A 26,813-nucleotide genomic window follows, 5' to 3' on the forward strand; every position below is an offset into this window, starting at 1 on the left:
ACTGCGAGTCTTTCGGCTCGCAGTTTTAATTTGTGCAGGCAGAAACTTTTAATCAAATGAATGAAACTCTTTAAGTCACTTGACCATAGTACCAGCGTTCTCCCGTGAACCACTCATCCCGATCTTCACTTCCATAATAAGCGAGTGAGATGCCTATTTCCTGTACGTTATCTGGCAAAACGAGTCCCCATTCGGCTGCAAGGCTACGATCTTTGATCAAAGCGGAAGCACCATTCTCAGAACGATCTTCAGTTATAAAGCCTTGATAATATTCTTCGGAGCGATAAAGACAGACCTCGCTTGTAAACATATCCGGCAGACATACTACAGCGGTAATTCGAGGCCTATAATTTATACTGGCAGTAGCAGTTATAAGGTTTGAACAAGCATTAATTAAAGCTTGTGCACAAGCTGCTTTAGTTTTAAACGTGCTGTATTTCCCCTCAACGAGATTGATACCCACTGGGATTTTGAAATTCCAGTAATGCTGTTCTTCTGGAAAGACGCTACGTTCAAGGTTATGAAAAGTACCAGCCCAACGATTAAGCGCTTTTATGCGTCGAGGTATATTTCTGACTTTGGTTCTATAATCTCTATTAAGTCGTCTACTCATGAATAATGTACCTATTATCTACCTCAACGATTCACGTTCTGCCTTCTATACAAGATATTGCCTTAACATTTATACCGTCCAGGCGTCACGCCAAATACACGGCGAAATAGGGCAATAAAAGCGCTCACATTGTCATAGCCCAGATCCAGCGCGATTGCCGTTACAGGCTGGCCCGCAGCCAAAAGCTCGAGAGCCCTGAGCAAGCGCACGCGTTGTCGCCATTCAGTGAAATTAAAGCCAGTTTCAGCGCTGAATCGCCGCGTGATCGTCCGTGGCGATGTCCCGGCCCAGGCTGCCCACTCTTCAAGACTGCGGTTATCGTCTGGCCGTTCTGAAAGAGCGCGTGCAATCTTGCGGAGTCGGACATCCTTGGGCATTGGCAGACCGAGATGAGTCAGCGGAAGCGATTGGATCTCGTCAAGAATGACACCGGCCAACCGTGCCTGCGATGCAGTAAAAGCATTTCCTTTCCAGCTCGCCGCCCGCATTACGGCTTCGCGCAGCAGGCCTGTAAAAGAGAAAATACAGGGTTTCTCAGGTAACTCTTTGCAGGCAGAAGCGGCGACATAGACACTCCAGCCTGAGTAGGGGCCATGCGAATATAAACCGTGCGGTAAAGCTGGAGGTGTCCAGACTGCATGCGTTGCTGGCACTACCCAGAGACAATTACCGGCATCAACTGTTAGCAGTCCATGTTCGGCTCCCAGTAACTGTCCACGAGCATGGTGATGACGGGGTGTTTCCCTTACCACACCTGACTGGCTTATCGCGGCGAAGAGATCCGGTCCTTCATGAGAGGAAGCCAGAGATAATGGAATCAGGGGAACAGGCATATTTGGCGCTTTAAGGGTATTGAATGTCTTTTATAACGCATCAAGGCCAGTAATTCGACTGTAAAATGCTCGCAACATTTAGTGAGGAGCACACATGGAAACCATTACTATTGATAAGGTTCTGGATGAACTAATTAACCAGCAGAAGCTGCCCCTTGAAAAGGTCATTGATCGGTACTTTAGCCCCAGCTATCGGCAGCGTACAAATGGCTGCTGGGAAGATCGTGAAGGGTTTGCTCAACATGCACGTAAGCTTCGGGAAATCTGCGCTTTTGCACGGATCGATGTACTTGACGAGCTTCGTGAAAGAAATCTTTACGCCACCAGGCACCGCGTACTGTGCACTAAGCGCGACGGTTCAGAAGTTGTCATGGAAGTCTATATGTTCGCAGAGACAGACGAGTCCGGTCGCTTCCTGCGGATTGAAGAAACCACGCTTATGCTTAAAGGTACAGAAAGCGATCACGATTTAGGGAGTGCTAAATAAGAGCCTTCAAAACAGCAATGAGGTAGATTTTTCGCACATAGCGGACCTGCAGCTCCGTATGTTCGTCCGCTTTGTGCCAGCAGCGGAAGTTACTCCCCATTCGGTATTAATCAATGCAGAGCAAATCAATCTACGACAAAGAAAATGAGAGGCTTATCACTACTCATATAAAAATTATTATAGTAAAGTGAACAGTTAATTTATAATTAATAAATCATTAGCATATTCATCAATGTTAATTTAAATGGCAGAATAATTACCATGGAAAAAATCAAAGCTCCTTGTCCATACTGTAAAGGTGAAAAAAATCGCCAAACAATAGGCTATAAAAAAAGAGAATGGAGTAAGGATGATGGGGGCAACTATTTTTGGGCTGAAAGTGAATGCAAATTATTAGAGTGCATGGGGTGCGACGGAATATTTACATATATTAAATCCCGTCACAGTGAAGATTACGACTTTGAAAGAGACGAGTCAGGCTATGATTGTATGGTATATAACTATCATATATCAACATATCCTACGCAAGAGCAAGAAGAAATTAGACCCATTTGGTTTGGCGAGTTGTTAAGCAAAGATTATCAGCTGTATGTAATAATGAATGAAATGTACATTGCATTTCAAAATAAATCACTCATTTTAGCGGCAATTGGGCTTAGAACTATTTTTGACAGAACAGTTGAAGTTCTAAACATTCACCCAGGACATACATTAGGCCAGAAGGTTGACATTCTTAAAGAGGAAGGTTTTATTGGGGAAACAGAAAGGAGCCAACTTAAAATTGTAACCGAAGCTTGCAACTCAGCCGCACACAGGGCATGGGCTCCAAACGAAGCTGAATTTAAATCACTTTTGGTAATTATAGAAAATTTTGTAATGCGAACAATACTAAAAGATGAGGGTATATTTAAGATTGCACAAAAATTACCTGAGAAACATCCAAGGCCTCCCAAAAAGCAAGAATAATGCACGTAAGTTTAAATAGAGCTAAGAGATTATACCTTGGTTCTGGGTACCTCTATTAGTATATGCTTTTTGTAATGCCTTATCTGATCATTTAAACAAGAAACTACCTCCTGTCAGCTTTTCGCTCAAAAGGGACAACCATACTCAAATCTCCCTCATTGCAGGAGATTTGAGTATGAACACGTCACCGTGGAACAAATAACGTATCATCGGCCAAAAAAGACCACTTCAGATATCTCATATCTGGGGGATCCGAGTCCGGCTTGAACTAGAAGGTAAAACGCGCGATTTAGCTCTGTTCAATATGGCCCTGGACAGTAAGCTTCGAGGCTGTGATCTGGTCAAACTCAAAATATCTGATGTGGCATATGGTAGCTCGGTTTCAAGCAGAGCAACGGTGTTGCAACAGAAAACCGGCAGCCCTGTGCAATTTGAGATAACTAAAGGGACAAGAGAAGCTGTTGCTGCATTAATAAAGCTTGGCAATTTGTACAGTAAAGACTTCTAGTTCCAGTCTCGGGTCGGAACTAACCAGCACATATCAACCCGACAGTACAACCGAATCTTTCATGGATGGGTAGAAAAGCTTGGTCTCGAAGATTCGCTTTACAGCACACATTCCATGAGAAGAACAAAACCTTACCTGATCTACAAGAAAACCAAGAATCTTCGGGTGATCCAACTTCTGTTGGGCCATAAGAAACTGGAAAGCACGGTCCGTTATCAGGGCATTGAAGTAGAGGTGCGTTAGAGATCTCTGAATCGATTGAAGTCTAAAGTTGTCAGGGCTGCAACCGCAGCCCTGTGCCAGGAGCTGCCATTGCCGACCAGTTGTATTTTATGCAGCTTACAAACGCCTCTATTTCATTAACTTGTATGACTTTGCTCCTTGATTTGTTCAAGTAACTTTAATAGTGGGTTGTCATAAGGGTAATATTCTTTTCTTATATTATCTTTAAAGTGCTCCAATAATATTGGCTTATCCTCCCTATAAAATATTTCATTTTTTGAATATATCTGAACGATGTCGTTACAGATGGTCACTTCTTCCTCATTTATTGCTAATGAAATTAACGAGTTATCTTTTTTTCTTTGTTTTGCATCAATAATGACACATATGTGAGGTGTAAGTGGGCATACTAATGTTGGTGATCTACTTGGTATAGTAACTGCTGGAATGTCATGATAAAATCCATCACCAAAGATAAACTCTTTTTCTTTACTTATAAGTAGATAAATTGTCGCTTCGTTTTTTATATGGTTTGTAATATTTTTAAGAGCATCTCTCATGTTGATAGCGATCAATCTATCCTTCTCTAGCGCCGGTATCTCCCCCCTAAGTTTTTCAGCAATAGCTATACACCTATCCCTATACATTGGGCTTCTTACTGCAAGAGAAACAATTATTTCTATGAGTAATTCATGCTCTTCTGACGAACAGATATTAGAACTGATAGAGCTTTCACTATCACATTGAAATTGGTTAAATCGAATTTCTGACAATAACTTTATTATTGCGTTTGTATTACTATCTGCTTTATCAAAAAAACATTCGAAATTTTGATCAAAACTCGACCTTTTTTCTGGATTATCGCTGAGTTTAATTATATGACCATTTTTTATTACAGCTAAGGATTTCGGTTTTACTTCGGTAATTTCCCCATTTGTATTCACTCTATTAATAAAACCTCGTGAGTTCCCCCAGTGTTTAGAAATTGTTTGTGGCCACCAATGGTGCCTTTCAGTTTTAAGACTTTTTTCATATTTCATTATCACCCCATTTTTATTTAAAACAAATGGCTTACTCGGGTATTCTAAATGCTAACGACAAACAAAACAAAGAAATTAGTGTGATAAAGCTCACTGAGCAACTTCATTGTTTATAACAATACTCTCTGCCCTAAGCTGAATTGTTCGAGGGATTACCTTACCCAGTATTCACTCTGATGATAATCTTTTCTCTACCGTCCGCTCCTCGCTCATTACGGACCATTTACCTCCCTTCGAGAGAGAGCCCCTTTCTGGCTCAGCCAAAATAGAGTAACTACTGCCAGGGTTCAAAATACCTCTACGTGCAGCCCCATAACGTACTGCAACCCCCTTACCGAACGCCTCTCCACAGAACCCCCATCCCGCGAGGGATGCTTACATAACGCAAATCGCAATTGTAAATATTCATATTTTCTTTGTAAGGTTATTTGAAGTTCACGGCTTTTAAATCTACTCTTATTTTTCATCGCGAAATTACTCAGAGGCTCATAGAAGCCTTATGACAGGCACAAGAGAGTATCAGAACAGCAATGAAAGGGGTTTTATGGAGTGGAAGATAGTTGAGATTGTTGCCAGCCCGGATACGGGTACGATTTTTGGAAAGGTAGAGACACCCTATGGTCTGAATTATATCCTGTGGTTCAAAGGGGATTATTACGTAAGTACCGGGGAAGTCGTCACGATGACTGAGAAAGGGATCCTGATTGATAATCGACGGAAACGCGTATGGATTGCACATGCAATGCCTTATTCATCAATACGTTGGCTGGGTTTTCGGATGAAGAATGAATGTCCGGGTAACCGCCGGGAAGTGGGTCAGGTATGCGATCGTGAATTGCCGTGCCAGTTTAAACATTGCCCCTTTGGACTCATGAGGAACAACTCAGTGAGTTATTATCCTTTGAAAATTAACAATTCTGGAAGAAATACTCTCTGAGTTACAAACCACGGTACCGTATTCGTCGTCATATGCCCCGGGCAAAATGGTTAATACGGGATAGCGCGAGCAAGGGAATTTGGTGACTGTCGAGGGGGGCGGGGCTTTCTCAAAAGGGATTCAGCTTATCTTATGAGAAACACCCATTCCCCGCTCAACACCGATCTACTACACAGCTAAACCACGACCTCATCGCCATAGCGGTCGGATTTACACCATGCCATTGTTACCATGCCGCAAAAAGGCCGGACGTTGATTCAGTTTTTCAAACCATACGTAGATAGCGGGAACATCAGGATGGGGGAAGGGCGTCATTTTCCAGCGATTTACCGATAACCCGAGCACAATATCCGCGAGGGTAAAGGTGTCACCCGCGACCCAGGCGCCGGTACGCTGAAGTTGTTGTTCAACGATATCAATACAGTGATTCCATTCGGTAATGCCGTTGGCAATCGCGTTTTGATCGTTAAAGGCGGGGTTTTTACGGGCAAGCGCCGGAAAGGCATAGCGCCAGGCGTTGTTAAACTCTGACGCCTGCCAGTCCATCCAGTGCTCAACATTCGCTGCCGCCTGCGCTTCAAGGGGGAGCAGGTCATCGCGGCAGGCTTTGCGCGCCAGATAGCGGCAAATCGAATTGGACTCCCACAGCACGAACCCCTCATCAACAATGACCGGCACCATGGCATTGGGGTTAAGGGCTTTGAACTCAGGCGTTTGGGTTGAGGCAAAACCACTGCCGTAATCTTCCTGAAGATAGTCGATGCCCGCCTCTTCACAGGTCCAGAGCACCTTACGCACATTGATGGATGATTTTTTTCCCAAAATTCTGAGCATGCTGCGAGCCTCCTCGACTATTTTTTCTTGCCAATCATCGCTTTTAAATCGGCAAAGGGATTGTATGTTGCCGCCCCGATATCTTTTTGCGCATCTTCGCCCGCTACTACCGTGGAGCCGTACTGGTCCGCCTCGGTGTATTTCGAGTGTTCATGATCATGGCAAAACAGGCACAGCAACTCCCAGTTGCTGCCATCGGGCGGGTTATTGGTATGGTCGTGGTCGATATGGTGGACGGTTAATTCGCGCAGGTTGGAGTAGACAAACTCGCGCGAGCAGCGTCCACATACCCAGGGATAAATTTTTAAGGCTTTTTCGCGGTAGCCGCTTTCCAGCTGCGTGTAGTTTTTTGGGATCAGCGCCATGGCAGATGTTACCTGTGGTAATAAATTTGCTGACCACGATAACCGAAAAGGGGGCAGAAGGAGAATGCTGTGCGGCAGAGAAAACCGCTTTTAATTCACCTTTGCCCACGATGGTGGCTAATTATCTTCCGGCGAGCTCAGCGCGCACGATGTCGGCACCTGCGCTTAGGGCAGTGAGTTTGCCGTTGGCAACCCGGCGGGAGAGGGGAGTCATCCCGCAGTTGGTCGAGGGATAAAGTTTATCGGCATCAACAAACTGCAGCGCTTTTCGCAACGTATCCGCCACCTCTTCCGGCGTTTCGACCGTATTGGTAGCGACGTCGATTGCCCCGACCATCACTTTTTTACCGCGGATCAGTTCGAGCAGATCCATTGGTACGCGCGAGTTATGGCATTCCAGGGAGATAATATCGATGCTGGAGGTTTGCAGTTTAGGGAAGGCCTCTTCGTATTGTCTCCACTCGGAACCCAGCGTCTGTTTCCAGTCGGTGTTGGCTTTAATGCCATAGCCGTAGCAAATATGCACTGCAGTTTCGCATTTCAGCCCTTCAACGGCCCTTTCTAATGCCGCGATACCCCAGTCATTCACTTCGTCAAAGAAAACATTAAAAGCAGGTTCATCGAACTGGATAATATCGACGCCAGCCGCTTCTAACTCTTTCGCTTCCTGATTCAGGATCTTCGCAAATTCCCAGGCCAGCTTTTCGCGGCTTTTATAATGGGCATCGTAAAGCGTATCGATCATGGTCATCGGGCCGGGCAGGGCCCACTTAATGGGCTTATGGGTTAACTGACGTAAAAAACGGGCATCTTCCACGAAAACCGGTTTTTGGCGCGCAACAGCCCCTACCACGGTAGGAACGCTTGCGTCATAGCGGTTACGAATTTTCACGACTTCGCGTTTTTCAAAATCTACGCCGCTCAGGTGTTCAATAAAGGTCGTGACAAAGTGCTGACGCGTCTGCTCACCATCGCTGACGATATCAATCCCGGCACGGAGTTGATCAAACAGGGCCAGGCTCAACGCATCTTTTTTCCCCTCGATTAACTCTTCATTTTGCAATTTCCAGGGGGACCACAGTTTCTCGGGCTCCGCCAGCCAGGAAGGTTTCGGTAAGCTGCCAGCCGTTGAAGTGGGTAGCAAGATTGTCATAATAAATCGCCTTGTACTTTCGGTTAATTAAAGAGCGTAATGCGCAGACCACTGCTCAAGAACATGCTTATAGGGTTTGATAAAGTGCTCTTCAGTAAATTTGCCTTGCTCAATAGCCAGCTGGCTCCGCTCTTCCCGGTCATAAACAATTTTCGTTAATGAGTGATCCTGATGAGTCAGGCTGGGTTGATAGAGCTGGCCTGCCGCGGAGTTAGCATTGTAAATTTCGGGGCGGTAGATTTTCTGAAAGGTCTCCATCGTACTGATGGTGCCGATCAATTCCGGATTGGTGTAATCACGCAGTAAATCACCGGTAAAATAGAAGGCTAACGGCGCGACGCTATTTTTGGGCATGAAATAGCGAACCTGCAGCCCCATTTTATTGAAGTATTGTTCAGTGAGTGACACGCCATTCTGCGCATATTCATGACCCAGAACCGGATGTTCATTTCCCGTACGGTGATAAATATCTTTACTCGATACACTCAGGCAGATCACCGGCGCTTTTTTGAAGTGCGCTTTATACGCGTCTGAATGGATAAAGTGCTTAAAAATATTGCCGTGCAGATCGCCAAAATTGTCCGGAATGCTGAAGCCGGGCTTGTCTTTGTTGTAATCCAGCAGCACGACGCTGAAGTCATAATCGCGGACATACGAGGAGAAGTTATTCCCCACAATGCCCTCTGTGCGTTCATGCGTTTTATGGTCGAGGATCCAGGTTCTCAAAACTTCGATTGCCGGGAAGCTTTCGCCGTTTGGCCCCAGATTCATCTCAACGGAAATAATATCCAGTTCGATGGAATAGCGATCGCCTTTTGGATTATCCCAGTGCGCCAGGGTATTAAAACGATTATTCATCATCACCAGCGTATTGCGCAGATTCTCCTGACGATTATCCCCTCTGGCGAGATTGGCAAAGTTAGTGGTAATACGCGTATTCTCAGAGGGGTTATAGTTCTCATCGAAACGGCTGCTTTTAATCGTGAAGGTGAAATCAGTATTCATCGCAATTCGGTATCCTGGACGTCATAAGAAAAGGACATTGAGAAGAGCCTTGACTGTGCGCAAGTTAGCTCAATGCGATCTTCTTGTTATTAATTGGTTAATAGGGATATTTTATGCCAGAGCCTTGGGAGGAGTGAAAGCGACTAAATTTCACGACAACATGAGTTCTCTTCATGTTCGGGAGAGGTGTAGGGTGGTCTCATCCGGACAATGTTTAGCATCAAGGAGAACACGCATGCAGATACCCGCGTTAACCACAGAGCGCTTGCTATTAAAACCGCTGGTCGAGGATGATGCCCGGCAAATTCAGCACGCTTTTCCCCGTTGGGAAATTGTGCAGTATCTGGTCTCAACGGTGCCCTGGCCTTACCCCGATAATGGCGCGGAGTATTATGTGAATCAGGTTGCCCTCCCTGACGTGGCAAAAGGTATTGCCTGGTTCTGGTCAATCCGCCGCCGTGAAGATCCCGATACGCTTATCGGTCTGATCTGTTTATATGCTGTGGAGGATAATAACCGGGGCTTTTGGCTGGTCCCGGAATGGCAAGGGCAGGGATATATGCGTGAAGCCAGCGAGGCCGCAACGGATTACTGGTTTAATACCTTGAATAAGCCAGTATTACGCGCACCAAAAGCCGTAGGTAATAGCCGCTCAAGGCAAATATCAATTCGAAGCGGTATGCGGCTGATTAAAACCGAAAAGAAACAATATGTCAGCGGACTTCTGGACTCTGAAATATGGGAGATTACCCGCGATGAGTGGAATGCCAGGCGTCTATATGGATAAAGCGGTAATAAGAAAGTCCCATTACTTCGCTAAATATTCATAATATTTATGATAATGGCCGCGCTATCAGACGATATATCCCTCAACGCCTGAAATTTACGTTAAGGTAGAGGTTCAATACGCCTGACTGGAGGGGCCTATCCCCAACATCAAGTTTGAATGTCCGGTTTGCACGAGCAAGAGATTCTATTTCACCTCTTTTGGCGGCTCGTTACATAACCAACCTCATGGTGCAGTGTGCTCCATCTGTGGAACCCGACTCACCACGCATTCATGTGTGCCAAAACTCCGCCGCCGGCGGTGGCCAAAACAAGTGCCGTAAATGGAGGCCTCACGAGAGGCCTCTCTGGAACGCCAGCTTCCCCCTCATAAATCATCTCTCCCACATTAAAACCGGTAAAAAGTTACGGTTTACAGCCGTTCATAACCTATATAGTATACCCCCCTACAGTATATGGAGGGCGTATGCCGCATTCACCCGAAGATAAAAAACGTGTCCTTACCCGCGTTCGCCGCATTCGTGGGCAGGTTGATGCCCTTGAGCGTGCGCTGGAATCCGGGGAGCCCTGCCTGTCCATCCTGCAACAGATTGCCGCGGTGCGCGGTGCTGCGAACGGGCTGATGGGCGAAATGGTCGAAATTCACCTCAAAGATGAGCTGGTCACGGGTGAAACCACCCCCGACCAGCGGGCAGTACGGATGGCAGAAGTCGGCCATTTGCTGCGCTCTTATCTAAAATAAAAATCAGACATCACTAAAAGGAAAGCGTTATGAAATCACGTGCTGCTGTTGCATTTGGCCCTGGTCAGCCGCTGAAAATCGTTGAAATTGATGTCGCACCGCCGAAAAAAGGCGAAGTGCTGATCAAAATCACCCATACCGGCGTTTGCCACACCGATGCGTTCACGCTCTCGGGCGAAGATCCGGAAGGGGTCTTCCCGGCGGTGCTGGGGCATGAAGGCGGCGGCGTGGTGGTGGAAGTAGGCGAAGGGGTGACCAGCCTGAAGCCGGGCGACCATGTTATTCCGTTATACACCGCGGAGTGTGGTGAGTGTAAGTTCTGTAAATCCGGTAAAACCAACCTCTGCCAGGCGGTTCGCGCCACCCAGGGTAAAGGGCTGATGCCGGACGGTACTACTCGTTTCTCTTATAATGGTGAGCCGATTTACCACTACATGGGCACCAGTACCTTCAGCGAATACACCGTGGTGGCTGAAATCTCACTGGCTAAAGTGAACCCACAGGCACCGCTGGATAAAGTTTGTCTGCTGGGCTGCGGCGTGACCACCGGTATCGGTGCGGTTCACAACACCGCAAAAGTGAAAGAGGGTGATAACGTCGCGGTCTTTGGCCTGGGCGGTATCGGTCTGGCGGTGATTCAGGGGGCAGTCCAGGCGAAAGCGGGGCGCATTATTGCCGTGGACACCAACCCAGAGAAGTTCAAGCTGGCGGGTGAAATGGGCGCGACCGATTTCATCAACCCGAAAGACTACGACAAGCCGGTGCAGGATGTGATCGTAGAACTGACCGACGGCGGCGTGGAGTTTAGCTTCGAATGTATCGGTAACGTCAACGTGATGCGTTCGGCGCTGGAGTGCTGCCACAAAGGCTGGGGCGAGAGCATCATCATTGGCGTGGCGGGCGCAGGTCAGGAGATCAAAACCCGTCCATTCCAGCTGGTGACCGGTCGCGTCTGGCGCGGTTCCGCTTTCGGTGGAGTAAAAGGCCGTACGCAACTGCCTGGCATGGTTGAAGATGCAATGGTGGGGAAAATCAATCTCGACCCGTTCATCACTCACCGTCTGCCGCTGGAACAGATCAACGAGGCCTTTGATCTGATGCACGAAGGTAAATCCATCCGTACGGTTATCCATTTCGGCGATAACTGATTATTCTGCCAGCGGTTTCTGCCGCTGGCATTTCTTTAATAATCTTTTCTAAAGTGTGACGTGGCTGGCGATTTTAGCCATAAGCTAATTCTCTGCCGTGCCGATGACTCTATTACGGGCGTGTTTTTTGCGCATCTTACTTATAAGAGAGTCGACGGTCATGGATACTTCATCAACGATGCGGGCGCAACACAAGTTGAGCTTCCTGCATCACATCAGGTTGCTTCCGCTGTTTTCCTCCATTCTCGGCGGCATTATTTTGCTGTTTGCCCTGAGCTCAGGTCTGGCTGGTTATTTCCTGTTACAGGCTGATACCGACCAGCAGGACGTGACATCAGAAATCGAAGTGCGCACCGGGTTGTCGAACAGCTCGAACCATCTGCGCACCGCGCGTATTAATATGATCCACGCGGGTGCGGCCAGCCGTATCGCTGAAATGGAGGCGATGAAGCAAAACATCGCGGAAGCAGAGCGCCGTATTAAGCAGTCGCAAGATAGCTTTAAAATCTATATGAACCGTGCGGTGCGTACTCCTGCCGACCAGGCGCTGGATAACGATCTCAAAGCACGTTACGAGGCCTATATTAACGGCCTACAGCCGATGCTGAAATTTGCCAAAAATGGCATGTTTGAAGCCATCATCAATCATGAAAATGAGAGCGCCCGCCCGCTGGATGACGGGTACAACGAAATCTTGCTGAAAGCGATTAAAATCCGTACCGATCGCGCGAATCAGCTTGCCGAACAGGCGCATTCCCGTACGCAGCTCGGGCTGATGTTTATGGTGGGTGCCTTCGCGCTGGCGTTGATCTTAACCGCCATCACCTTCCTGGTGCTGCGCCGCACGGTAATCAATCCGCTGCAGCGCGCCGCTAATCGTATTGCGCATATCGCCAAAGGCGATCTGACGCTGGCCGACGACCTGACCGGGCGCAGCGAGATTGGTCGTCTGACGCAGGATCTGCAAACCATGCAGCACTCTCTGGTGAAAACCGTCGGCACCGTGCGTCAGGGAGCGGAAGAGATTTATCGCGGTACCAGCGAAATTTCCGCCGGCAATACCGATCTCTCCTCCCGTACCGAACAGCAGGCTGCGGCAATCGAAGAGACCGCCGCCAGCATGGAGCAGCTGACCGCCACCGTGAAACAGAACGCGGACAACGCCCACCACGCCAGCAAGCTGGCGGAAGATGCTTCAGGTAAAGCCAGCCGTGGCGGCCAGATGGTCTCCGGGGTGGTGAAAACCATGGGTAACATCTCCACCAGCTCGAAGAAAATCTCTGAGATCACCGCGGTGATTAACAGCATTGCCTTCCAGACCAACATCCTGGCGCTGAACGCGGCGGTAGAGGCGGCGCGTGCCGGTGAACAGGGTCGCGGCTTTGCCGTAGTAGCAAGCGAAGTCCGTACCCTGGCCAGCCGCAGCGCGAATGCGGCCAAAGAGATTGAAGGGCTGATTAACGAGTCCGTTACCCTGATCGATCAGGGCTCGGGTGAAGTCGTTGCTGCAGGCAACACCATGAATGAGATCGTTGAGGCGGTGAAACGCGTCACCGACATCATGCTGGAGATTGCCGCCGCATCCGATGAACAGAGCCGCGGGATTGTGCAGGTAAGCCAGGCCATTTCCGAGATGGATAAAGTCACCCAGCAGAATGCCTCGCTGGTGGAAGAGGCTTCTGCCGCCGCCGCCTCGCTGGAAGAGCAGGGCGCGCGTCTGACCGAAGCCGTAGGCGCATTCCGTCTTAACGGCGCGGCGCAAACGCGCAGCAGCACCGCCTTCACCCCCAGCGCGCCATCGACGCCGTTACGCCCGGCGGCGGTGAACGCCACTTCCAGCGATAACTGGGAAACGTTCTAATCCCATCGCGGTAAGTCGCCAGAGGGTTCATGCGTCAGCATGAGCCCTTTTTTTTCGACTGTGGTCAGCAACAGCTATGCTCTGTGTAAGAGATGATGAGGAGCGCAAAGATGCAGCTATCAACACAAATTATGCAGGTTGCCAGTATGGCACTGCTGGTGGGGGGCTGTTCGTCAGGAGGCAGCGTCGGGATCGGCGGCGTTGGCATTGGCGGCGGCAGTAGCGGGGTGGGCGTCGGGCTCTCGTTTCCGGTGGGCGGCAGTACGGCGGATAACGATGCCCTGGCAGATTGCGAGGGAGACGTTTACCGGATCACCCCACGCTATCCGCAGCAGGCCGCGGCGCAGCAGTTTTCGGGCCGGGTCACGGTGTCATTCAACGTCAAGCTGAACGGGCGAGCAGCAGACTACAACGCGGCAGGAGATAAGGCCTTCTTCGAGGAGACGAAACGCGCCGTGCTTCGCAGCTGCTGGCCAGAGGGGGTAAGACAGAATCTGGTGGTGAGCTACAGCAATGGCAAAGAGGTTATCTGGCAGGAGAACTCGCTGTAAAAAAACCGGCCACAAAGGTGGCCGGTTGCGGGTTGAAACGGGTTACGATTTATCTGGCAGGGCGTAGGCGATAATGTAATCGCCGCGATCCGGAGACTGACGCGCGCCGCCTGCATTGATAATGATGTACTGTTTGCCGGTCTTCGGCGAAACGTAGGTCATCGGGCCGGACTGGCTGCCCACCGGCAGACGATCTTTCCAAATCTCCTTACCGGTGGCGGTATCAAACGCGCGCAGGTAGAAGTCCTGAGTGCCGGCAAAGAACAGCAGGCCAGACTGGGTTGAGAGCGATGCGCCCAGGGTCGGCATCCCGATAGGGATGGGCATATGCATTCGGATACCCAGCGGACCGGTATCCTGCACCGTGCCGACCGGAACCTGCCACACCAGCTTGCCGGACTTCAGATCCACCGCCGACATGGTCCCGAAGGGCGGTTTTTGACATGGGATCCCCAGCGGCGAGAGGAAGCGTTCCCGCATCGCACCGAACGGGGTGCCATCCATCGGCACAATGCCCATCTCAATACCGCTGGCGTCCTTCGCAACGTTTGCGCGCGGCACCATGTAGTTGGCCAGCCCCAGACGCATATCATTCACAAACATCAGGCCGTTGTTCGGGTCAACCGACACGCTGCCCCAGTTCATGCCGCCGAGCGACCCCGGGAACTGCAGGGAGCGATCGAGGCCAGGCGGGGTGTAGACCCCCTGATGGCGCATCTCTTTGAACTGGATACGGCACAGCAGCAAGTCAACCGGCGTTGCGCCCCACATGTCGGACTCGGTCAGGGTCTGGTTGCCAATCATCGGCATACCCACGGAGTACGGCTGGGTAGGTGAGTAACGCTCGCCTTCGACGTTGCCCGCCGGAACCGGACGCTCTTCCACTTTCGCCACCGGTTCGCCGGTTTCGCGGTTGAGCATAAAGATCATGCCCTGCTTGCTGGTCTGGACCAGCACCGGCGTGGTCCCGCCCTTGCCGTCAGGCAGATCGTACAGCAGCGGCTGAGCAGGCAGGTCAAAGTCCCACAAATCATGGTGCGTGGTCTGGAAATGCCAGCGTACTTTACCGGTGGTGGCATCTACCGCCACCACGGAGGAGCTGTATTTATCGTCCAGCGCGGTGCGGTTACCCGCATAGAAATCGGGGGTGGCATTACCGGTCGGCAGGTAGATCAGGTTCAGCTTCGCATCGTAAGACATCGCCGACCAGACGTTCGGCGTACCGCGCGTATAGGTCTGGCCTTTCGGCGGCAGGCCGGTAATGTCCGGATTACCGGGATCCCAGGCCCACGCCAGTTTACCCGTATGCACGTCATAGGCCCGCACAACACCCGGCGGCTCGCCGGTAGAGAAGTTATCCGCTACGCGGCCACCTACCACCACGACATTACCCGCAACCATCGGCGTCGAGGTTTGCTGATAGTAGCCCGGTTTGATCTCACCCATGCCCACGCTCAGGTCAACCACACCGTGCTCGCCAAACTCCTCACACACCTTGCCGTTATCGGCATTAAGGGCAATCAGGCGCGCATCGGTCGTGGGCAGGAACAGACGGCGTGAACAGGCGGCCGGCTGCGACTCGTTATGTGACGTTGTCACGGAAGGGTTATCTTCAAAGTAACCTAAACCACGGCAACGCTGCCAGTTTGGCGCGGTCGCTTTGGCATCGTAACGCCATTTCTCTTTACCGGAATCCACATCCAGCGCCAGCACCTTGCTGTATGGGGTACACACGTAAAGCGTATCGCCAATCTGTAGCGGGGTGTTCTGGTCCTCGGCACCAGAGCCGTTGCTCTGCGGGATATCCCCGGTATGGGCGACCCAGGCGACTTTCAGCTCACTGATGTTTTGCTTGTTAATCTGGTCGAGCGCCGCAAAGCGATCGCCGTGGGTGGTATTGCCCCAGTGCGCCCAGTTTTTCTGTTGTTGCCCTTCGGCGACCGGTTTTACCGGTACCGGCTCGTTGGCCGCGACCAGCGTTTGTGGTTTAAACATCCAGCCGAAACTGACCAGCATCGCCACTGCCAGCACGGCTGCAATCGCAAAAGCCGGGCCTTTACGGCTACCACGCAGGAACGGCCAGACAATCGCCGCGAGGAACGCCAGCACCGTGAAGGTGAACAGGCGTGAGAAGAGGGGCCAGAAGTCCCAGCCCGCATCGCTTACCGCCCAGAACAGCGAGGCGATGAATGCCACAGCGTACAGGACGATGCCGCTGACGCGATGGCGTGCAATTAAGAACGCGGCGATAAGCATCACAACGCCCATAATCAGGAAGTAAAACGTTCCCCCCACGGTGGCGAGCTTTAAGCCCAGCCCCCCTACAGCCAGACCGATAATTGCCATCAGTCCGACCAGTAACCACAGCAGGAATCGGGGGATCCCGCGTGGCGTGTTACCTAAAGCCATTTCTATCTCCTGAACAACCTCAACGTCTTTAAACCATTGCCAATGGCTTGCGTACCAAATGGATAACAGAGGTGGAGGGTTATCATAAATAATGCACTATTAGCCAGATATCGGGCCGTGTAATTCACCCTTTTACAGTGTTAACGAACCATTTGGTGAATTGGCGGGTATGATAAATCTGTTAAATTGTTTTACGCAATTGTTAATGAATGATTTCGCATTATTTGATTAAGGCGAGAAAAAGCCCGTCGACAAGACGGGCCTGAGGTGGGGTGATTAGACCGGCATGGATTTTCGTATCGAGCTTAGTAGCGTTTGTGCGGCGGAAGAGAGAGGGCTATCCACCCGCGTCAGTACACCAATAGGTTCACCCGCGCCGGTGGAAGGAACAGGGAGTGAGACCAGGGTGCCCTGGCGTAAATCTTCTTTAACGGCGCCAGAGGGCACAAACCAGACGTAGTCGAAATCAACCGTAAGCTGACGAGAGAGCGAGGCCGATAGCGTCTCGATACAGCCCGGCGGAAGTTTGCAGCCCTGTGCCTGAAGCAGGGTTTCGGCGGTCTGACGCGGCACTGTGCCTTTCGGCGACACCACCACCGGCCACTCCATCACCCGGCTCAGAGTCACGGTATCGTTAAGCAAAGGGTGATTGGGGCGAACCACCAGCTTCAGGGATTCGAGGAACAGCAACTCATAATTCAGACCGCTCATCAATTCAGGGTCTGACATGCGGCCAATGCCCAAATCCAACTCGCCAGATTTGAGCCCCGCCAGCAGCATAGGGTTATTCATGGTCGCGACCTGCAGCGTAATGTTGCGCTGCTGCTTATGAAACTGGCCTATGACCGCAGGTAATATGCCCAGCGCGGCGGTGGGCAGGGCGCCAATACGCACCACATCCGGGGTGTGTTCATCTTTGCGCGTCAACGACTGCCCGGCGGTGTTCAGGGCGTCCAGCACCTTAACGGCATGGGTCAGAAATTGTTCGCCCATCAACGTAAGCTGCGCCCCCAGCCGCCCGCGCTCAAACAGGCGGGTACCGGTAAGTTGTTCCAGCTCATTGAGCGTTTTTGATAACGCCGGCTGGCTTAAATTAAGCGTTTCAGCCGCTCGCCCCAGCGTTCCCTGTTGAGCGACGGCCACGAATGTATGCAGATGGCGCAAGCGAATGCGCTGACTAAACAGACCATTTTTTTCCATAGGCGATGTTTAAAGCAGAGCGATGAGAGAGACAAGAAAAGTTGTTTAATTTTGATAACCTGCTAGCAAAATATCATTAACATTTACTCATTTTATGCAAAGTGCCTGTTTGCCGCCTTGTAAAAAGCGCGTGTCACCAGGCTGTTGTTTCGACAGGATTAAATCTGCGGCAGTAAACGAAAAGAGCATCCTTACCCCGAACCGGCAAAGCCGGGAGGCGGGGCGAAAACATAAAGGGAGGTTATGCTTCGCGCATGGCGTGGCGATGTTGCTGACAAATATGACAGCGCTCAGCCTGAGGCGAAAAGGTAGAAAAGGGGTGGCGACAGACGGAACAGACCTTCTGCATCAGCGGAAACCGCTGCGCATGCGCTGCGGCGATCTCTCGCCGGAGAGTGATTGCCCCGGTAAAACAGACCGCCGTACAAGCATGGCATCCGGTGCAGACAGAAGAATCCCAATCCAGTGCGGTCTGGGTGAAGCGCAGCGCTTTTTCCGCGCATGCCCGGGCGCAGGCCCCACAGGCCACACAGCGTGATAGCGAAAAGTCCAGTTCGTAAGGGGTAAAAGGGTGGTAAGCCTGCAGGCGTGTAGGCTGATCTGCCGTGACGCTTGCGGTCTGGTGCGCATCATCGGGAACGCGAAGCCAGTGCCGACGGAAGCCATCCACAGGGCGCGGCTGCGGTGGAAAAATTTGCCACTCCGCTTCGTTCAGTTCCCTCAGGATCACATTAAGCGCAGCCACCGCACGCAACCAGGCGGGGTGGGCCGCGTAATCCAATTCCACGCCCCCTATCGCGTACTGGCGGTGCCATAGCAGCAGCTCTTCTGGGGTAATGGTGGTCGAAAAGGGGCCGACCAGTCGGTTGTTGCGCAGGTTGCGTCTGAGGGGCTGAAGATGAGTCAGCGCATCGGTCGGACAGACGAAGAGACAATTACCGCAGCGCAGGCAAGCGTCAGCGTCGAGATGCGGCCCGTCAGAACCGATGTTGATTGCCGCCACCGGACAGGCATCTGCACAGGCCTGGCAGCGGTGGCGCGAGAACGTTTTACGCAGGCAAGAGGCCCCCACGCCGGGGGGCGGTGAGGGCTTTATGGAGAAAGGACGCATCACAATCAGCCGATGCTAAAGAAAACAAAGCGGAAGAGGATCTCTGCCAGGATCAGCAGCAGCCCTCCGAACAGCACGCCGTTTCTACGGTGACGCCAGGCGCTGAACGCAAACAGGATGGCGCCCAGGACGCTGGCAACCCAGCTAAACAGTCGCAGCCCGCCATGCTGATTGAAGGCCTCAACCGGCTGATGCGGCAGGGTGACGACGCCATTCAGCGGCGCGCTGGCCAGATAGTGCACGTAGGCTGGCTGAGCCAGCAGACGCACCGCCACAATCGCGATAACCAGCATCGCCGCCAGACGCAGAAGTCGCGTGCGAGCCTGCATCACGCCAGGGGTATTCAGTAGGGGCAGCCAGGCCATCGCCACCGCGCCGAGAATGCCCACCGCGCCATAAAACATCAGCCAGGTGTTGAAATGCATCCAGGTCACCACCGTGCTGCTGGCGTAGATCGCGCTCATGCACCAGACGTCGATCAACCCTAGCAGCGTGGCAAGCGGCAACAACAGCGCCAGCGGTGATTTTCTTATCAGCATGCTGAGCGTGCAAAGACCAAGCACCGCGAGATAGAGACTGGCGAAGACGATTTCACGGCTTAACCACGAGCTGGCTACATGGCGCAGCGCGTTAAACGCATTCAGCGGATAACCCAGGTGCAGCGTCGAGGCCACCAGACCCAGCCCGCCGGCAATGCAGGCCAGCAGCATGGCCGGCAGCAGCTGACGCTGGGCCGCAGGCAGCGTTTTCGCCTTTCTGACGGCGAGGGTTAAAAACAGCGTGATACCGACCGAGCCTTGCACCAGCAGGGTGAAAATCAGTAATGGCAACTCATGCATGCGGCGGCTCCTCTTTTTCTGCCCCAGCGTGGGGTTTTATCACCAGGTTCGGCTGCGTGATGGACGAATCCGGCAGCCCCTGAACATCGCAAACCGTACCGTACAGGGCGCGGAGTTCATCGATGGGCCCAAACTTAATGGCCCCCAGCGGACAGGTTGCTACGCAGATGGGCTGCTCGCCTTGCGCCAGTAAATCTACGCACAGGTCGCATTTCGACATCTGTCCCGTCTCCTCATTCATCTGCGGTGCGCCGTACGGGCAGGACCAGGCGCAATAGCCGCAACCCACGCATTTGCGGGTATCGACGCGCACGATGCCGTCGCCGGGCCGTTTGTGCATCGCGGTGGTGGGGCAGTTTTTAGTGCAGATAGGATCGGCACAATGGTTACAGGAGATCGAGAGGGTATAAGCGAATACCGAGTTGCTCACGCCCCCTTGACCGGTCGGGATAAATCCGCCGCCATTCACCTCGTATACCCGACGAAAGCGTCGACCCACCTCAAGATTATGTTTGTCTTTGCAAGCCACCTGACAGGCTTTACAGCCCGAGCAGCGCGAAGAATCGATGAAAAATCCAAGCTGTTTATCGCTGACCGCGGGGAACTCTTTATACTGCTGACTCATACTTGACGACCTCCACAAGCAGGGTTTGATGCGCGTTACCTTTAGCAAGCGGAGTAATTCGCGCCGAGCTTAGTACGTTTGGACAACCGCCGAGATCGACCCCGTCGGCATCCGGCTGCCACCAGGCACCCGCCTGCATGGCCACGACGCCGGGAATGATGCGCGGCGTCACTTCAGCCGGCACCTGGCAGACGCCGCGCGCATTGTGAATGCGCACGAGGTCGCCCTGGCGGATACCCCGTTTTTGCGCATCCAGCGGGTTGATCCACAGTTTTTGGATCTGCACCTCTTGCAGCCAGGGGTTGGCATATTGCGTGGAGTTCGCGCGGTTCCTTCCTTTCCAGGTGATCAGCTGCAGCGGATACTGTTTGACCAGTGGATCTTCCGGGCCTTCCGCCGCCGGGACGTAGTGCGACAGGGCAGGAATGTCGGGATGCTTCATGTCGTACAGCCGTTTGGAGAAAATCTCGATTTTGCCCGACGGCGTGGGGAACGGGTTCGCCTCGGGATCGCGAATGTTGGCTTCAAACGCCACGTAGGGTTCGCTTTTAAACAGATGCTGGCGCGTTTGCTGCAGCTCAGTAAAGGTGGGCAAATGCTCATCCGGCATCGCCAGGCGGGTCTGCTCCCAGATGTGTTCGATCCACTCTTTTTCACTGCGCCCTTCACTGAATTGCGGCTCAACGCCGAGCTTGGCGGCCACTTCGCGCTGCCAGTCGTAATCCGAACGGCGTTCAAATTCCGGCTCAATTAGCTTTTCAGAGAGGATCAGATAGCTGCCGGTCCCCCAGGTTTCGCCGATGTTCCAGCGCTCCATAAAGCTGGTTTCGGGGAGCAGCAGGTCGGCGTAGCGGGCGCTGGGGGTCATATAGAGATCGCTGACTAAGATAAACTCTATTTTGGATTCATCCTCCAGCACCTTTACCGCCTGGAGCAGGTCGGGGTTCTGGTTTGCCAGATAGTTACCCGCCAGCGACACCAGCATGCGGATGTTGCTTTTCAGCTGTGTGGCACCGGTGAGGCCGTCCTGCGGCGTAACCTTGCTGGCATCGTCGGCGGCCTGCACCCAGTTCATGATAGAGATTTTCTCTTTTACCGGGTTGTCGGGCATCTCGGGACCGGTCGTAAACTTACGGTTGCCACAGCCGCCGTAGCCTGCCGCCCAGCCGCCTTTCACGCCGACGTTACCGGTCAGGGTAGCCAGCAGGGTAGAACCGCGGGCGGTACGCTCGCCGCAGATATGGCGTTGAGGACCCCAGCCCTGAATCAGCGCCGCCGGTTTGGTGGTGGCATAGTCACGTGCGAGCTGGCGAATGGTTTGCGCCGGGACGTAGGTGATTTTCTCGGCCCATTCCGGCGTTTTTACGATGCCGTCTTTTTTACCCGTCAGGTAAGCGACCATCGATTCGTTGGCCGGTACTCCCTCTGGCATGGACGCTTCATCAAAGCCGAGGGTATATCGTTCAATAAAGGCCTTATCATGAAGGTTTTCGCTGACGATGACATACATCATCGCATCCATCAGCGCATTATCCGTTGAGGGCAGAAGCGGCACCCACTCGTCGGCCAGCGATGACACCGTATCGGAATAGCGCGGGTCAACCACAATAAAGCGCGTACCTTTTTGCTTCATTTGCTGGAAATAGTGGTTGCTGTGGCCAAAGATGGTCTCAGTCGGGTTATGTCCCCAGAGAATGACCAGCGGGGTATCGGACAGCGTATCCAGTGAACTGCCGCTGGCAGCGGTGCCGTAGGTATAAGGGGTGGCGGCGGCCGTATTGCCCATGCTGACGGAGTGATAATATTGCAAATAACCGCCGGTGAGATTAAATAAACGGCGCATCATTTTATCGCCGGAAAAAGTCCCTCCGCTGACGGCGGTATTATTATGAACAAAACGCGACTCAGGACCATATTTGGCGGTAATACGTTTGATGTTATCCGCAATAAGGGTGGTGGCTTCGTCCCAGGAGATGCGTTCGAATTTACCTTCGCCGCGTTTTCCTACCCGCTTCATCGGATATTAAAGACGATCGGGATGATAAACGAATTTACGGTAGCTGCGGCCGCGAACGCAGGCGCGCATTACCGGCATTTGCGTATCAAGTGCGCTGTCCGGACGCGTGGTAATTTGGGTCACCACGCCGTCGGCAATGTGGGCCCGAATGTCACATTTACCGCCGCAATCGAAGGTACTGCAGGTTTGCACTACGCGTTCCGCTGCGTGAACCTCGTTGATGACCGTACCGGCATCATTCCCCGCGGCATTTGCTCGTTGGTTGAACAAAAAAGGGAGGGCTACAGCGGCCGAACTCGCTTTCAGGAATCCCCGTCGGGAGACGCCGAGCGGGAGGCTGTCGTCATTGTTTTCAGGTGCAGACATAATTGTTCCTCTTTTAAAGAGCGCGTATTTTGTCTTATAGACCGAAGGGGGTAATTGATATTAATCAAGGGGGGGGGGGAATATAACATCCTCATTTAAATGATAATTGTTAGCAATTAAAACGGCGTAAAAAACGGCTGAAAAAGTCTTGTATTATTCAGGTGAGTGATAGCGTAAACCGTTTTTCACGGATGCAATGTCGAAATAAAAAATATTACTTTTTATATTGTTATGTTATATTTCATTTCTCCCGGAAATATTAAAGGGGAGTCGCTCATAAATTCTCCGTCCAGCAATCGGGATCACACTTCAGAAATTCTCTCAAACGTCCGCAGCAGCCTTCTCTACACTCCAGGTAATATTCACTGGAGGCATGACATCATGGCGAACACCATCACGGCAGATGATATTCGGGAACACTTTTCGCAAGCTATGTCGGGGATGTACCAGCAGGAAGTTCCGCAGTACGGCACCTTGCTAGAGCTGGTGGCGGATGTGAATCTGGCCGTTCTGGAAAATAACCCACTTTTACATGAACAACTGGCGAATGCCGACGAACTGGCGCGACTGAACGTGGAGCGCCACGGGGCCATCCGCGTGGGCACGGCCCAGGAACTGGCGACCCTGCGCCGGATGTTTGCCATCATGGGGATGTTCCCGGTCAGCTATTACGATCTTTCGCAGGCCGGGGTGCCGGTACACTCTACGGCGTTCCGCCCGGTGGATGACGCCGCATTATGCCGCAACCCGTTTCGGGTCTTTACCTCATTGTTACGCCCGGAGCTGATTGAAAATGTGGCTCTGCGCGAGAAGGCGGCGGCAATTCTGGCCCAGCGCAACATCTTCACCCCGCGCTGCCTGGCATTGATCGATCTGTACGAGACGGCTGGGGGATTTACCGAAGCCCAGGCGCATGAGTTTGTGCAAGAGGCACTGGAAACCTTCCGCTGGCACCGCCATGCCACCGTGGATCAAGAGACTTATATGGCGCTGCACAACGAACACCGTCTGATAGCCGACGTGGTCTGCTTCCCCGGCTGTCATATTAACCATCTGACTCCGCGAACCCTGGATATCGACCGGGCACAGGCGCTCATGCCGGAATACGGTATTGAGCCGAAGATCCTGATCGAAGGGCCGCCACGCCGCGAGATCCCGCTGCTGCTGCGTCAGACCAGCTTTAAAGCGCTGGAGGAGCCCGTCCATTTTGCCGGGGAACATTTGGGCACGCATACTGCCCGTTTTGGCGAAATTGAACAGCGGGGCGTGGCGTTAACGCCGAAAGGGCGTGAACTCTACGATCGCCTGCTGGCTGAAGCGGGTACCGGTAAAGATAACCTTACGCACCAGCTGCATCTGCAGGAAGTGTTCCGCGCCTTCCCAGACAGTGAAATGATGTTGCGCCGTCAGGGTCTGGCATGGTTCCGCTATCGTCTGACGCCGAGCGGTGAAGCACATCGCCACGCTTTTGGTCCCGGTGACGATCCGCAGCCGCTGATTGAGCGCGGTTGGGTGGTGGCACAACCTATTACCTACGAGGACTTTCTGCCGGTGAGCGCCGCCGGGATTTTCCAGTCAAATCTGGGCAATGAAACCCAGGCGCGCAGCCATGGCAACGCCAGCCTTGAGGCGTTTGAAACCGCGCTGGGCTGCCCGGTACTGGATGAGTTTGCCCTCTATGAAGAGGCGGAATCACGCAGTAAACGGCGTTGCGGTTTGCTCTGAAACCGTTACTCTGCTGGGGTGTTTTGTTAAGAGAAGGCTTGAATGGAAAACCTCTCCACCCCAATAGTGACGACCCGTCATGGCGCGCTGCTTGGCGCGACGGACGATAATGTTCAGGTCTGGCTCGGCATTCCTTATGCCGCGCCGCCCGTTGGTGCGCTACGCTGGCGGTCACCGCAGCCTGTTGAGAGCTGGCCGGGCGTACGTCCGGCGCAGGAAATGGCCTCGTCCAGCTGGCAAAACAGTGAATATTGCCAGGAACTGGGGGGCGGCGATCCGGGGCGTTTCTCGGAAGATTGCCTCTATCTGAACGTCTGGGCACCGGTAAAACGTCCCACACCGCTTCCCGTCATGGTCTGGCTGCACGGCGGGGGCTTTACCATTGGTGCTGGTGGCTTACCGCCCTATAACGGTAAGGCTCTGGCCCGGCGGGATGTGATTCTGGTGACGCTCAACTACCGCCTCGGCCATCTCGGGTTTTTTGCCCATCCGGCGCTGGAGGGGGAAGAGGGGCAGGTGGTGCACAATTTCGCGCTGTTAGATCAAATAGCGGCGCTGGAATGGGTGCGTGACAACATCGCCGCATTTGGCGGCGATGCGCAAAACGTAACGTTGTTTGGCGAATCCGCAGGGGCGCGCAGCGTGTTGTCATTAATGGCCTCGCCGCTGGCGAAAGGGCTGTTCCATAAAGCCATTATCCAGAGCGGTTATACCTTGCCCGATACGCCTCGCACGCAGGCGCTGGAAAAAGGCGTCGCGCTGGCGCGCCACTTTGGTCTGGAAAACGCAACGGCAGAGCAGCTGAGGGCCCTCCCGGTCGAATCCTTCTGGCCGCTCACGGCACCCTTGAATGTCGCACCTGCGCCTATCGTGGGCGACTGCGTTCTGCCGGAACCGATGCTGGAGTGCTTCTATGCTGCCCGCCAGCATCCGATGCCGGTGATAATTGGTTCCAACAGCGATGAGGCCAGCGTGATGGCGGTCTTTGGCGTCGATCTCGCCGGGCAGATCCAGAAGCTGCGGCAAGAGCGGCGGCTGGGGCTGGGCCTGATTAAACTGCTCTATCCGGGCGTGAAGGGGGATGAAGCCCTGGGGCGCGAGGTCTGTCGTGATATGGCCTTTACTACGCTGGGCTATGTGGTGATGCAGGCGCAGCAGCGGGTCGGCGAGCCCTGCTGGCGCTACTGGTTTGATTACGTGGCGGAAGCAGAGCATGACACCTACGCCAACGGCGCCTGGCACGGTAATGAGGTGCCTTACGTGTTTGATACCCTAACGCTGGCCGAGCCGGCGCGGGAGTATGTTAATGAACGCGATCTCGCCTTTTCGGCCAGGGTCGCGGATTACTGGGTCAATTTCGCCCGCCACGCCGGCCGGGACTGTGCCACGCTGAATGGGGCCATCCGCTGGCCTGCCTGCATTAAAGGGCGGGACGTCTTGTTACGCATTGGTTTGAATAAAAATGCAGGATTTAAGCTTGAGACCCGCTTTATGCGCGCGCGACTGGCGCTATTTAAGCGGATGATGAAACACCATGTCAGCCTCGATTAAGCAGACAGGCGCGAAACGCCGTCAGCGCCGTCGCTTTGTCAGGTGACTCTCGCAATACCAGACGATAACTCGCACCGGTCTTGACGCTGCTGGGGTAGGGCCGCAGCAGCCGCCCGGTGCGGAGATCTTCTGCCACCAGCGTCTCATCGGCAATTGCCACTCCCAGCCCCTGAATCGCGGCGGTGATCGCCAGGTCCATGGTGTCGAAGTGTTGATTTTTGTGCATGGCAGGTGGCGGCATGCCCTGTTTTTCCAGCCACAATGACCAGTCGGTGTTATCCCGGGTCGGGTGTAAAAAGGTCAGGTTTTCGACGTCGGTACCCCCTCGCAACGGGCTGACCACCGGCGTTAGCGCCTCTTCGAACAGCAGATCGCCCGCGCTCAGCTGGGCACCAAAGACAATCGCTGCGTCATAGGATTCTGTTTTGAAGTTCACGCTGTGATCGATGGTCGTGGTCAGGGCGATTTGCAGCTCAGGCTGCTGGTGCTCCACCTCAATCAGGCGGGGTATGAGCCAGCGCATGGCACAGGTCGGCGCCTTCAGACGCACCACCGTCTGTTGGGCGCGCGCCTGGTCGGCCACCGTCAGGAAGTGCTCGAAGGCGCTGCGCAGATCCGGCAGCAGAGCGCTGCCCTGGGAAGATAGCCGCAGGCCGCGGGCGTGGCGCTCAAAGAGGGGAAAGCCAAACCAGTTTTCCAGGGCGGCAATCTTTCGACTCACCGCCCCCTGGGTCAGACATAACTCTTTCGCCGCATGGGTTAAATTGAGATGCCGGGCGGTGACCAGGAAGGTCTCAACGGCGTTTAGCGGAAAAGTACGACGCGCCATAGCGCCTCCAGGTATGTTTTTTTCTCATGGCTATTATGACAACAATTCGATTGTCGCCGCAATCCGCTTCAGATTGAATAGTTATGCACT

The 26,813-nt window shown here is 52.9% G+C and carries 23 protein-coding genes and 2 pseudogenes; 11 read left to right on the forward strand and 14 right to left on the reverse strand.

What is annotated here, in order from left to right:
* Positions 1–70: 70 nt before the first annotated feature.
* Positions 71–613 (reverse strand): DUF3916 domain-containing protein, encoded by a 543-nt coding sequence (locus JZ655_RS09845; protein WP_207293693.1) that lies wholly within the window; start codon positions 611–613, stop codon positions 71–73.
* A 62-nt stretch (positions 614–675) separates the two neighbouring features.
* The gene (locus tag JZ655_RS21360; protein ID WP_040075497.1) at positions 676–1,101 is read right to left on the reverse strand and encodes a helix-turn-helix domain-containing protein; all 426 of its coding nucleotides are present in this window, start codon (positions 1,099–1,101) and stop codon (positions 676–678) included.
* 439 nt (positions 1,102–1,540) lie between these two features.
* On the opposite strand from JZ655_RS21360, the gene JZ655_RS09855 reads away from it, so the two are divergent.
* From JZ655_RS09855 to JZ655_RS09865, 3 genes and pseudogenes are all read left to right on the forward strand, one after another.
* Positions 1,541–1,933 (forward strand): hypothetical protein, encoded by a 393-nt coding sequence (locus JZ655_RS09855; protein WP_046885328.1) that lies wholly within the window; start codon positions 1,541–1,543, stop codon positions 1,931–1,933.
* Positions 1,934–2,194: 261 nt separating this feature from the next.
* Complete coding sequence (locus JZ655_RS09860; protein ID WP_207293695.1) at positions 2,195–2,899, forward strand: DUF4145 domain-containing protein; 705 nt, start codon at positions 2,195–2,197, stop codon at positions 2,897–2,899.
* A 205-nt stretch (positions 2,900–3,104) separates the two neighbouring features.
* Positions 3,105–3,676 (forward strand): annotated as a pseudogene (locus tag JZ655_RS09865) (tyrosine-type recombinase/integrase).
* A gap of 90 nt (positions 3,677–3,766) precedes the next feature.
* Here JZ655_RS09865 and JZ655_RS09870 read toward each other — a convergent pair.
* Positions 3,767–4,669, reverse strand: a complete 903-nt coding sequence (locus JZ655_RS09870) for a DUF4238 domain-containing protein (RefSeq protein WP_207293696.1) — start codon at positions 4,667–4,669, stop codon at positions 3,767–3,769.
* A gap of 544 nt (positions 4,670–5,213) precedes the next feature.
* Here JZ655_RS09870 and JZ655_RS21705 point away from each other — a divergent pair.
* Positions 5,214–5,606, forward strand: coding sequence for a hypothetical protein (locus JZ655_RS21705; protein WP_483423526.1), 393 nt, complete (start codon positions 5,214–5,216; stop codon positions 5,604–5,606).
* A gap of 210 nt (positions 5,607–5,816) precedes the next feature.
* Here the strand turns inward: JZ655_RS21705 and JZ655_RS09875 are convergent, their stop codons facing one another.
* The 4 genes from JZ655_RS09875 to JZ655_RS09890 form a co-directional block, all read right to left on the reverse strand.
* Positions 5,817–6,440, reverse strand: a complete 624-nt coding sequence (locus JZ655_RS09875) for a glutathione S-transferase family protein (protein ID WP_207293697.1) — start codon at positions 6,438–6,440, stop codon at positions 5,817–5,819.
* Positions 6,441–6,457: 17 nt separating this feature from the next.
* The gene (yajD, locus tag JZ655_RS09880; protein ID WP_040075514.1) at positions 6,458–6,805 is read right to left on the reverse strand and encodes an HNH nuclease YajD; all 348 of its coding nucleotides are present in this window, start codon (positions 6,803–6,805) and stop codon (positions 6,458–6,460) included.
* Between the two features lie 121 nt (positions 6,806–6,926).
* A complete protein-coding gene (locus tag JZ655_RS09885) occupies positions 6,927–7,958 on the reverse strand; it encodes a methionine synthase (RefSeq protein WP_207293698.1) in 1,032 nt (343 codons plus the stop codon).
* Between the two features lie 27 nt (positions 7,959–7,985).
* Entirely contained in the window at positions 7,986–8,963 is a 978-nt protein-coding gene (locus JZ655_RS09890; protein ID WP_207293699.1) for a DUF1852 domain-containing protein, read from the reverse strand.
* 235 nt (positions 8,964–9,198) lie between these two features.
* On the opposite strand from JZ655_RS09890, the gene JZ655_RS09895 reads away from it, so the two are divergent.
* The 5 genes from JZ655_RS09895 (at position 9,199) to JZ655_RS09915 (ending at position 14,051) form a co-directional block, all read left to right on the forward strand.
* The gene (locus JZ655_RS09895) at positions 9,199–9,750 is read left to right on the forward strand and encodes a GNAT family N-acetyltransferase (RefSeq protein WP_207293700.1); all 552 of its coding nucleotides are present in this window, start codon (positions 9,199–9,201) and stop codon (positions 9,748–9,750) included.
* Between the two features lie 465 nt (positions 9,751–10,215).
* Positions 10,216–10,491 carry a metal/formaldehyde-sensitive transcriptional repressor gene (locus JZ655_RS09900; protein ID WP_040075518.1) on the forward strand — a complete coding sequence of 92 codons (276 nt, stop codon included), beginning with the start codon at positions 10,216–10,218 and terminating at the stop codon, positions 10,489–10,491.
* Between the two features lie 29 nt (positions 10,492–10,520).
* Positions 10,521–11,639 (forward strand): S-(hydroxymethyl)glutathione dehydrogenase/class III alcohol dehydrogenase, encoded by a 1,119-nt coding sequence (locus tag JZ655_RS09905; protein WP_040075519.1) that lies wholly within the window; start codon positions 10,521–10,523, stop codon positions 11,637–11,639.
* A gap of 160 nt (positions 11,640–11,799) precedes the next feature.
* Positions 11,800–13,500: a methyl-accepting chemotaxis protein gene (locus JZ655_RS09910; RefSeq protein WP_207293701.1), complete on the forward strand. Its 1,701-nt coding sequence runs from the start codon at positions 11,800–11,802 to the stop codon at positions 13,498–13,500.
* Positions 13,501–13,610: 110 nt separating this feature from the next.
* The gene (locus JZ655_RS09915) at positions 13,611–14,051 is read left to right on the forward strand and encodes an energy transducer TonB (RefSeq protein ID WP_207293702.1); all 441 of its coding nucleotides are present in this window, start codon (positions 13,611–13,613) and stop codon (positions 14,049–14,051) included.
* A gap of 42 nt (positions 14,052–14,093) precedes the next feature.
* On the opposite strand, the gene JZ655_RS09920 is transcribed toward JZ655_RS09915, so the two are convergent.
* From JZ655_RS09920 to JZ655_RS09945, 6 genes and pseudogenes are all read right to left on the reverse strand, one after another.
* Positions 14,094–16,460: a glucose/quinate/shikimate family membrane-bound PQQ-dependent dehydrogenase gene (locus tag JZ655_RS09920; RefSeq protein ID WP_207293703.1), complete on the reverse strand. Its 2,367-nt coding sequence runs from the start codon at positions 16,458–16,460 to the stop codon at positions 14,094–14,096.
* Positions 16,461–16,736: 276 nt separating this feature from the next.
* Positions 16,737–17,660, reverse strand: coding sequence for a LysR substrate-binding domain-containing protein (locus JZ655_RS09925; RefSeq protein WP_040075523.1), 924 nt, complete (start codon positions 17,658–17,660; stop codon positions 16,737–16,739).
* Between the two features lie 241 nt (positions 17,661–17,901).
* A complete protein-coding gene (locus tag JZ655_RS09930) occupies positions 17,902–18,771 on the reverse strand; it encodes a 4Fe-4S binding protein (RefSeq protein WP_207293704.1) in 870 nt (289 codons plus the stop codon).
* Between the two features lie 5 nt (positions 18,772–18,776).
* Positions 18,777–19,610 (reverse strand): dimethyl sulfoxide reductase anchor subunit family protein, encoded by an 834-nt coding sequence (locus JZ655_RS09935; RefSeq protein WP_207293705.1) that lies wholly within the window; start codon positions 19,608–19,610, stop codon positions 18,777–18,779.
* The gene (locus tag JZ655_RS09940) at positions 19,603–20,235 is read right to left on the reverse strand and encodes a DMSO/selenate family reductase complex B subunit (protein WP_040075526.1); all 633 of its coding nucleotides are present in this window, start codon (positions 20,233–20,235) and stop codon (positions 19,603–19,605) included. The genes JZ655_RS09935 and JZ655_RS09940 overlap by 8 nt, the downstream gene beginning before the upstream one ends.
* Positions 20,219–22,618 (reverse strand): annotated as a pseudogene (locus JZ655_RS09945) (DMSO/selenate family reductase complex A subunit). The gene JZ655_RS09940 and the pseudogene JZ655_RS09945 overlap by 17 nt, the downstream one beginning before the upstream one ends.
* A 381-nt stretch (positions 22,619–22,999) precedes the next feature.
* On the opposite strand from JZ655_RS09945, the gene hglS reads away from it, so the two are divergent.
* Both hglS and JZ655_RS09955 read left to right on the forward strand, forming a co-directional pair.
* Positions 23,000–24,343, forward strand: coding sequence for a 2-oxoadipate dioxygenase/decarboxylase HglS (gene hglS / locus JZ655_RS09950; protein WP_207293706.1), 1,344 nt, complete (start codon positions 23,000–23,002; stop codon positions 24,341–24,343).
* 42 nt (positions 24,344–24,385) lie between these two features.
* Positions 24,386–25,894: a carboxylesterase/lipase family protein gene (locus tag JZ655_RS09955; protein WP_207293707.1), complete on the forward strand. Its 1,509-nt coding sequence runs from the start codon at positions 24,386–24,388 to the stop codon at positions 25,892–25,894.
* On the opposite strand, the gene JZ655_RS09960 is transcribed toward JZ655_RS09955, so the two are convergent.
* The gene (locus JZ655_RS09960; protein ID WP_207293708.1) at positions 25,881–26,723 is read right to left on the reverse strand and encodes a LysR family transcriptional regulator; all 843 of its coding nucleotides are present in this window, start codon (positions 26,721–26,723) and stop codon (positions 25,881–25,883) included. The two genes, JZ655_RS09955 and JZ655_RS09960, sit on opposite strands and share 14 nt — an antisense overlap.
* Positions 26,724–26,813: the final 90 nt, after the last annotated feature.

The sequence above is a fragment of the Leclercia pneumoniae genome (assembly GCF_017348915.1).
GTDB classification, from domain to species: Bacteria; Pseudomonadota; Gammaproteobacteria; order Enterobacterales; family Enterobacteriaceae; genus Enterobacter; species Enterobacter pneumoniae.

Coding starts and splice junctions, on each gene's coding strand:
- JZ655_RS09845 (WP_207293693.1), bottom strand. CDS start 613: ATGAGTAGACGACTTAATAGAGATTATAGAACCAAAGTCAGAAATATA.
- JZ655_RS21360 (WP_040075497.1), bottom strand. CDS start 1,101: ATGCGGGCGGCGAGCTGGAAAGGAAATGCTTTTACTGCATCGCAGGCA.
- JZ655_RS09855 (WP_046885328.1), top strand. CDS start 1,541: ATGGAAACCATTACTATTGATAAGGTTCTGGATGAACTAATTAACCAG.
- JZ655_RS09860 (WP_207293695.1), top strand. CDS start 2,195: ATGGAAAAAATCAAAGCTCCTTGTCCATACTGTAAAGGTGAAAAAAAT.
- JZ655_RS09870 (WP_207293696.1), bottom strand. CDS start 4,669: ATGAAATATGAAAAAAGTCTTAAAACTGAAAGGCACCATTGGTGGCCA.
- JZ655_RS21705 (WP_483423526.1), top strand. CDS start 5,214: ATGGAGTGGAAGATAGTTGAGATTGTTGCCAGCCCGGATACGGGTACG.
- JZ655_RS09875 (WP_207293697.1), bottom strand. CDS start 6,440: ATGCTCAGAATTTTGGGAAAAAAATCATCCATCAATGTGCGTAAGGTG.
- yajD (WP_040075514.1), bottom strand. CDS start 6,805: ATGGCGCTGATCCCAAAAAACTACACGCAGCTGGAAAGCGGCTACCGC.
- JZ655_RS09885 (WP_207293698.1), bottom strand. CDS start 7,958: ATGACAATCTTGCTACCCACTTCAACGGCTGGCAGCTTACCGAAACCT.
- JZ655_RS09890 (WP_207293699.1), bottom strand. CDS start 8,963: ATGAATACTGATTTCACCTTCACGATTAAAAGCAGCCGTTTCGATGAG.
- JZ655_RS09895 (WP_207293700.1), top strand. CDS start 9,199: ATGCAGATACCCGCGTTAACCACAGAGCGCTTGCTATTAAAACCGCTG.
- JZ655_RS09900 (WP_040075518.1), top strand. CDS start 10,216: ATGCCGCATTCACCCGAAGATAAAAAACGTGTCCTTACCCGCGTTCGC.
- JZ655_RS09905 (WP_040075519.1), top strand. CDS start 10,521: ATGAAATCACGTGCTGCTGTTGCATTTGGCCCTGGTCAGCCGCTGAAA.
- JZ655_RS09910 (WP_207293701.1), top strand. CDS start 11,800: ATGGATACTTCATCAACGATGCGGGCGCAACACAAGTTGAGCTTCCTG.
- JZ655_RS09915 (WP_207293702.1), top strand. CDS start 13,611: ATGCAGCTATCAACACAAATTATGCAGGTTGCCAGTATGGCACTGCTG.
- JZ655_RS09920 (WP_207293703.1), bottom strand. CDS start 16,460: ATGGCTTTAGGTAACACGCCACGCGGGATCCCCCGATTCCTGCTGTGG.
- JZ655_RS09925 (WP_040075523.1), bottom strand. CDS start 17,660: ATGGAAAAAAATGGTCTGTTTAGTCAGCGCATTCGCTTGCGCCATCTG.
- JZ655_RS09930 (WP_207293704.1), bottom strand. CDS start 18,771: ATGCGTCCTTTCTCCATAAAGCCCTCACCGCCCCCCGGCGTGGGGGCC.
- JZ655_RS09935 (WP_207293705.1), bottom strand. CDS start 19,610: ATGCATGAGTTGCCATTACTGATTTTCACCCTGCTGGTGCAAGGCTCG.
- JZ655_RS09940 (WP_040075526.1), bottom strand. CDS start 20,235: ATGAGTCAGCAGTATAAAGAGTTCCCCGCGGTCAGCGATAAACAGCTT.
- hglS (WP_207293706.1), top strand. CDS start 23,000: ATGGCGAACACCATCACGGCAGATGATATTCGGGAACACTTTTCGCAA.
- JZ655_RS09955 (WP_207293707.1), top strand. CDS start 24,386: ATGGAAAACCTCTCCACCCCAATAGTGACGACCCGTCATGGCGCGCTG.
- JZ655_RS09960 (WP_207293708.1), bottom strand. CDS start 26,723: ATGGCGCGTCGTACTTTTCCGCTAAACGCCGTTGAGACCTTCCTGGTC.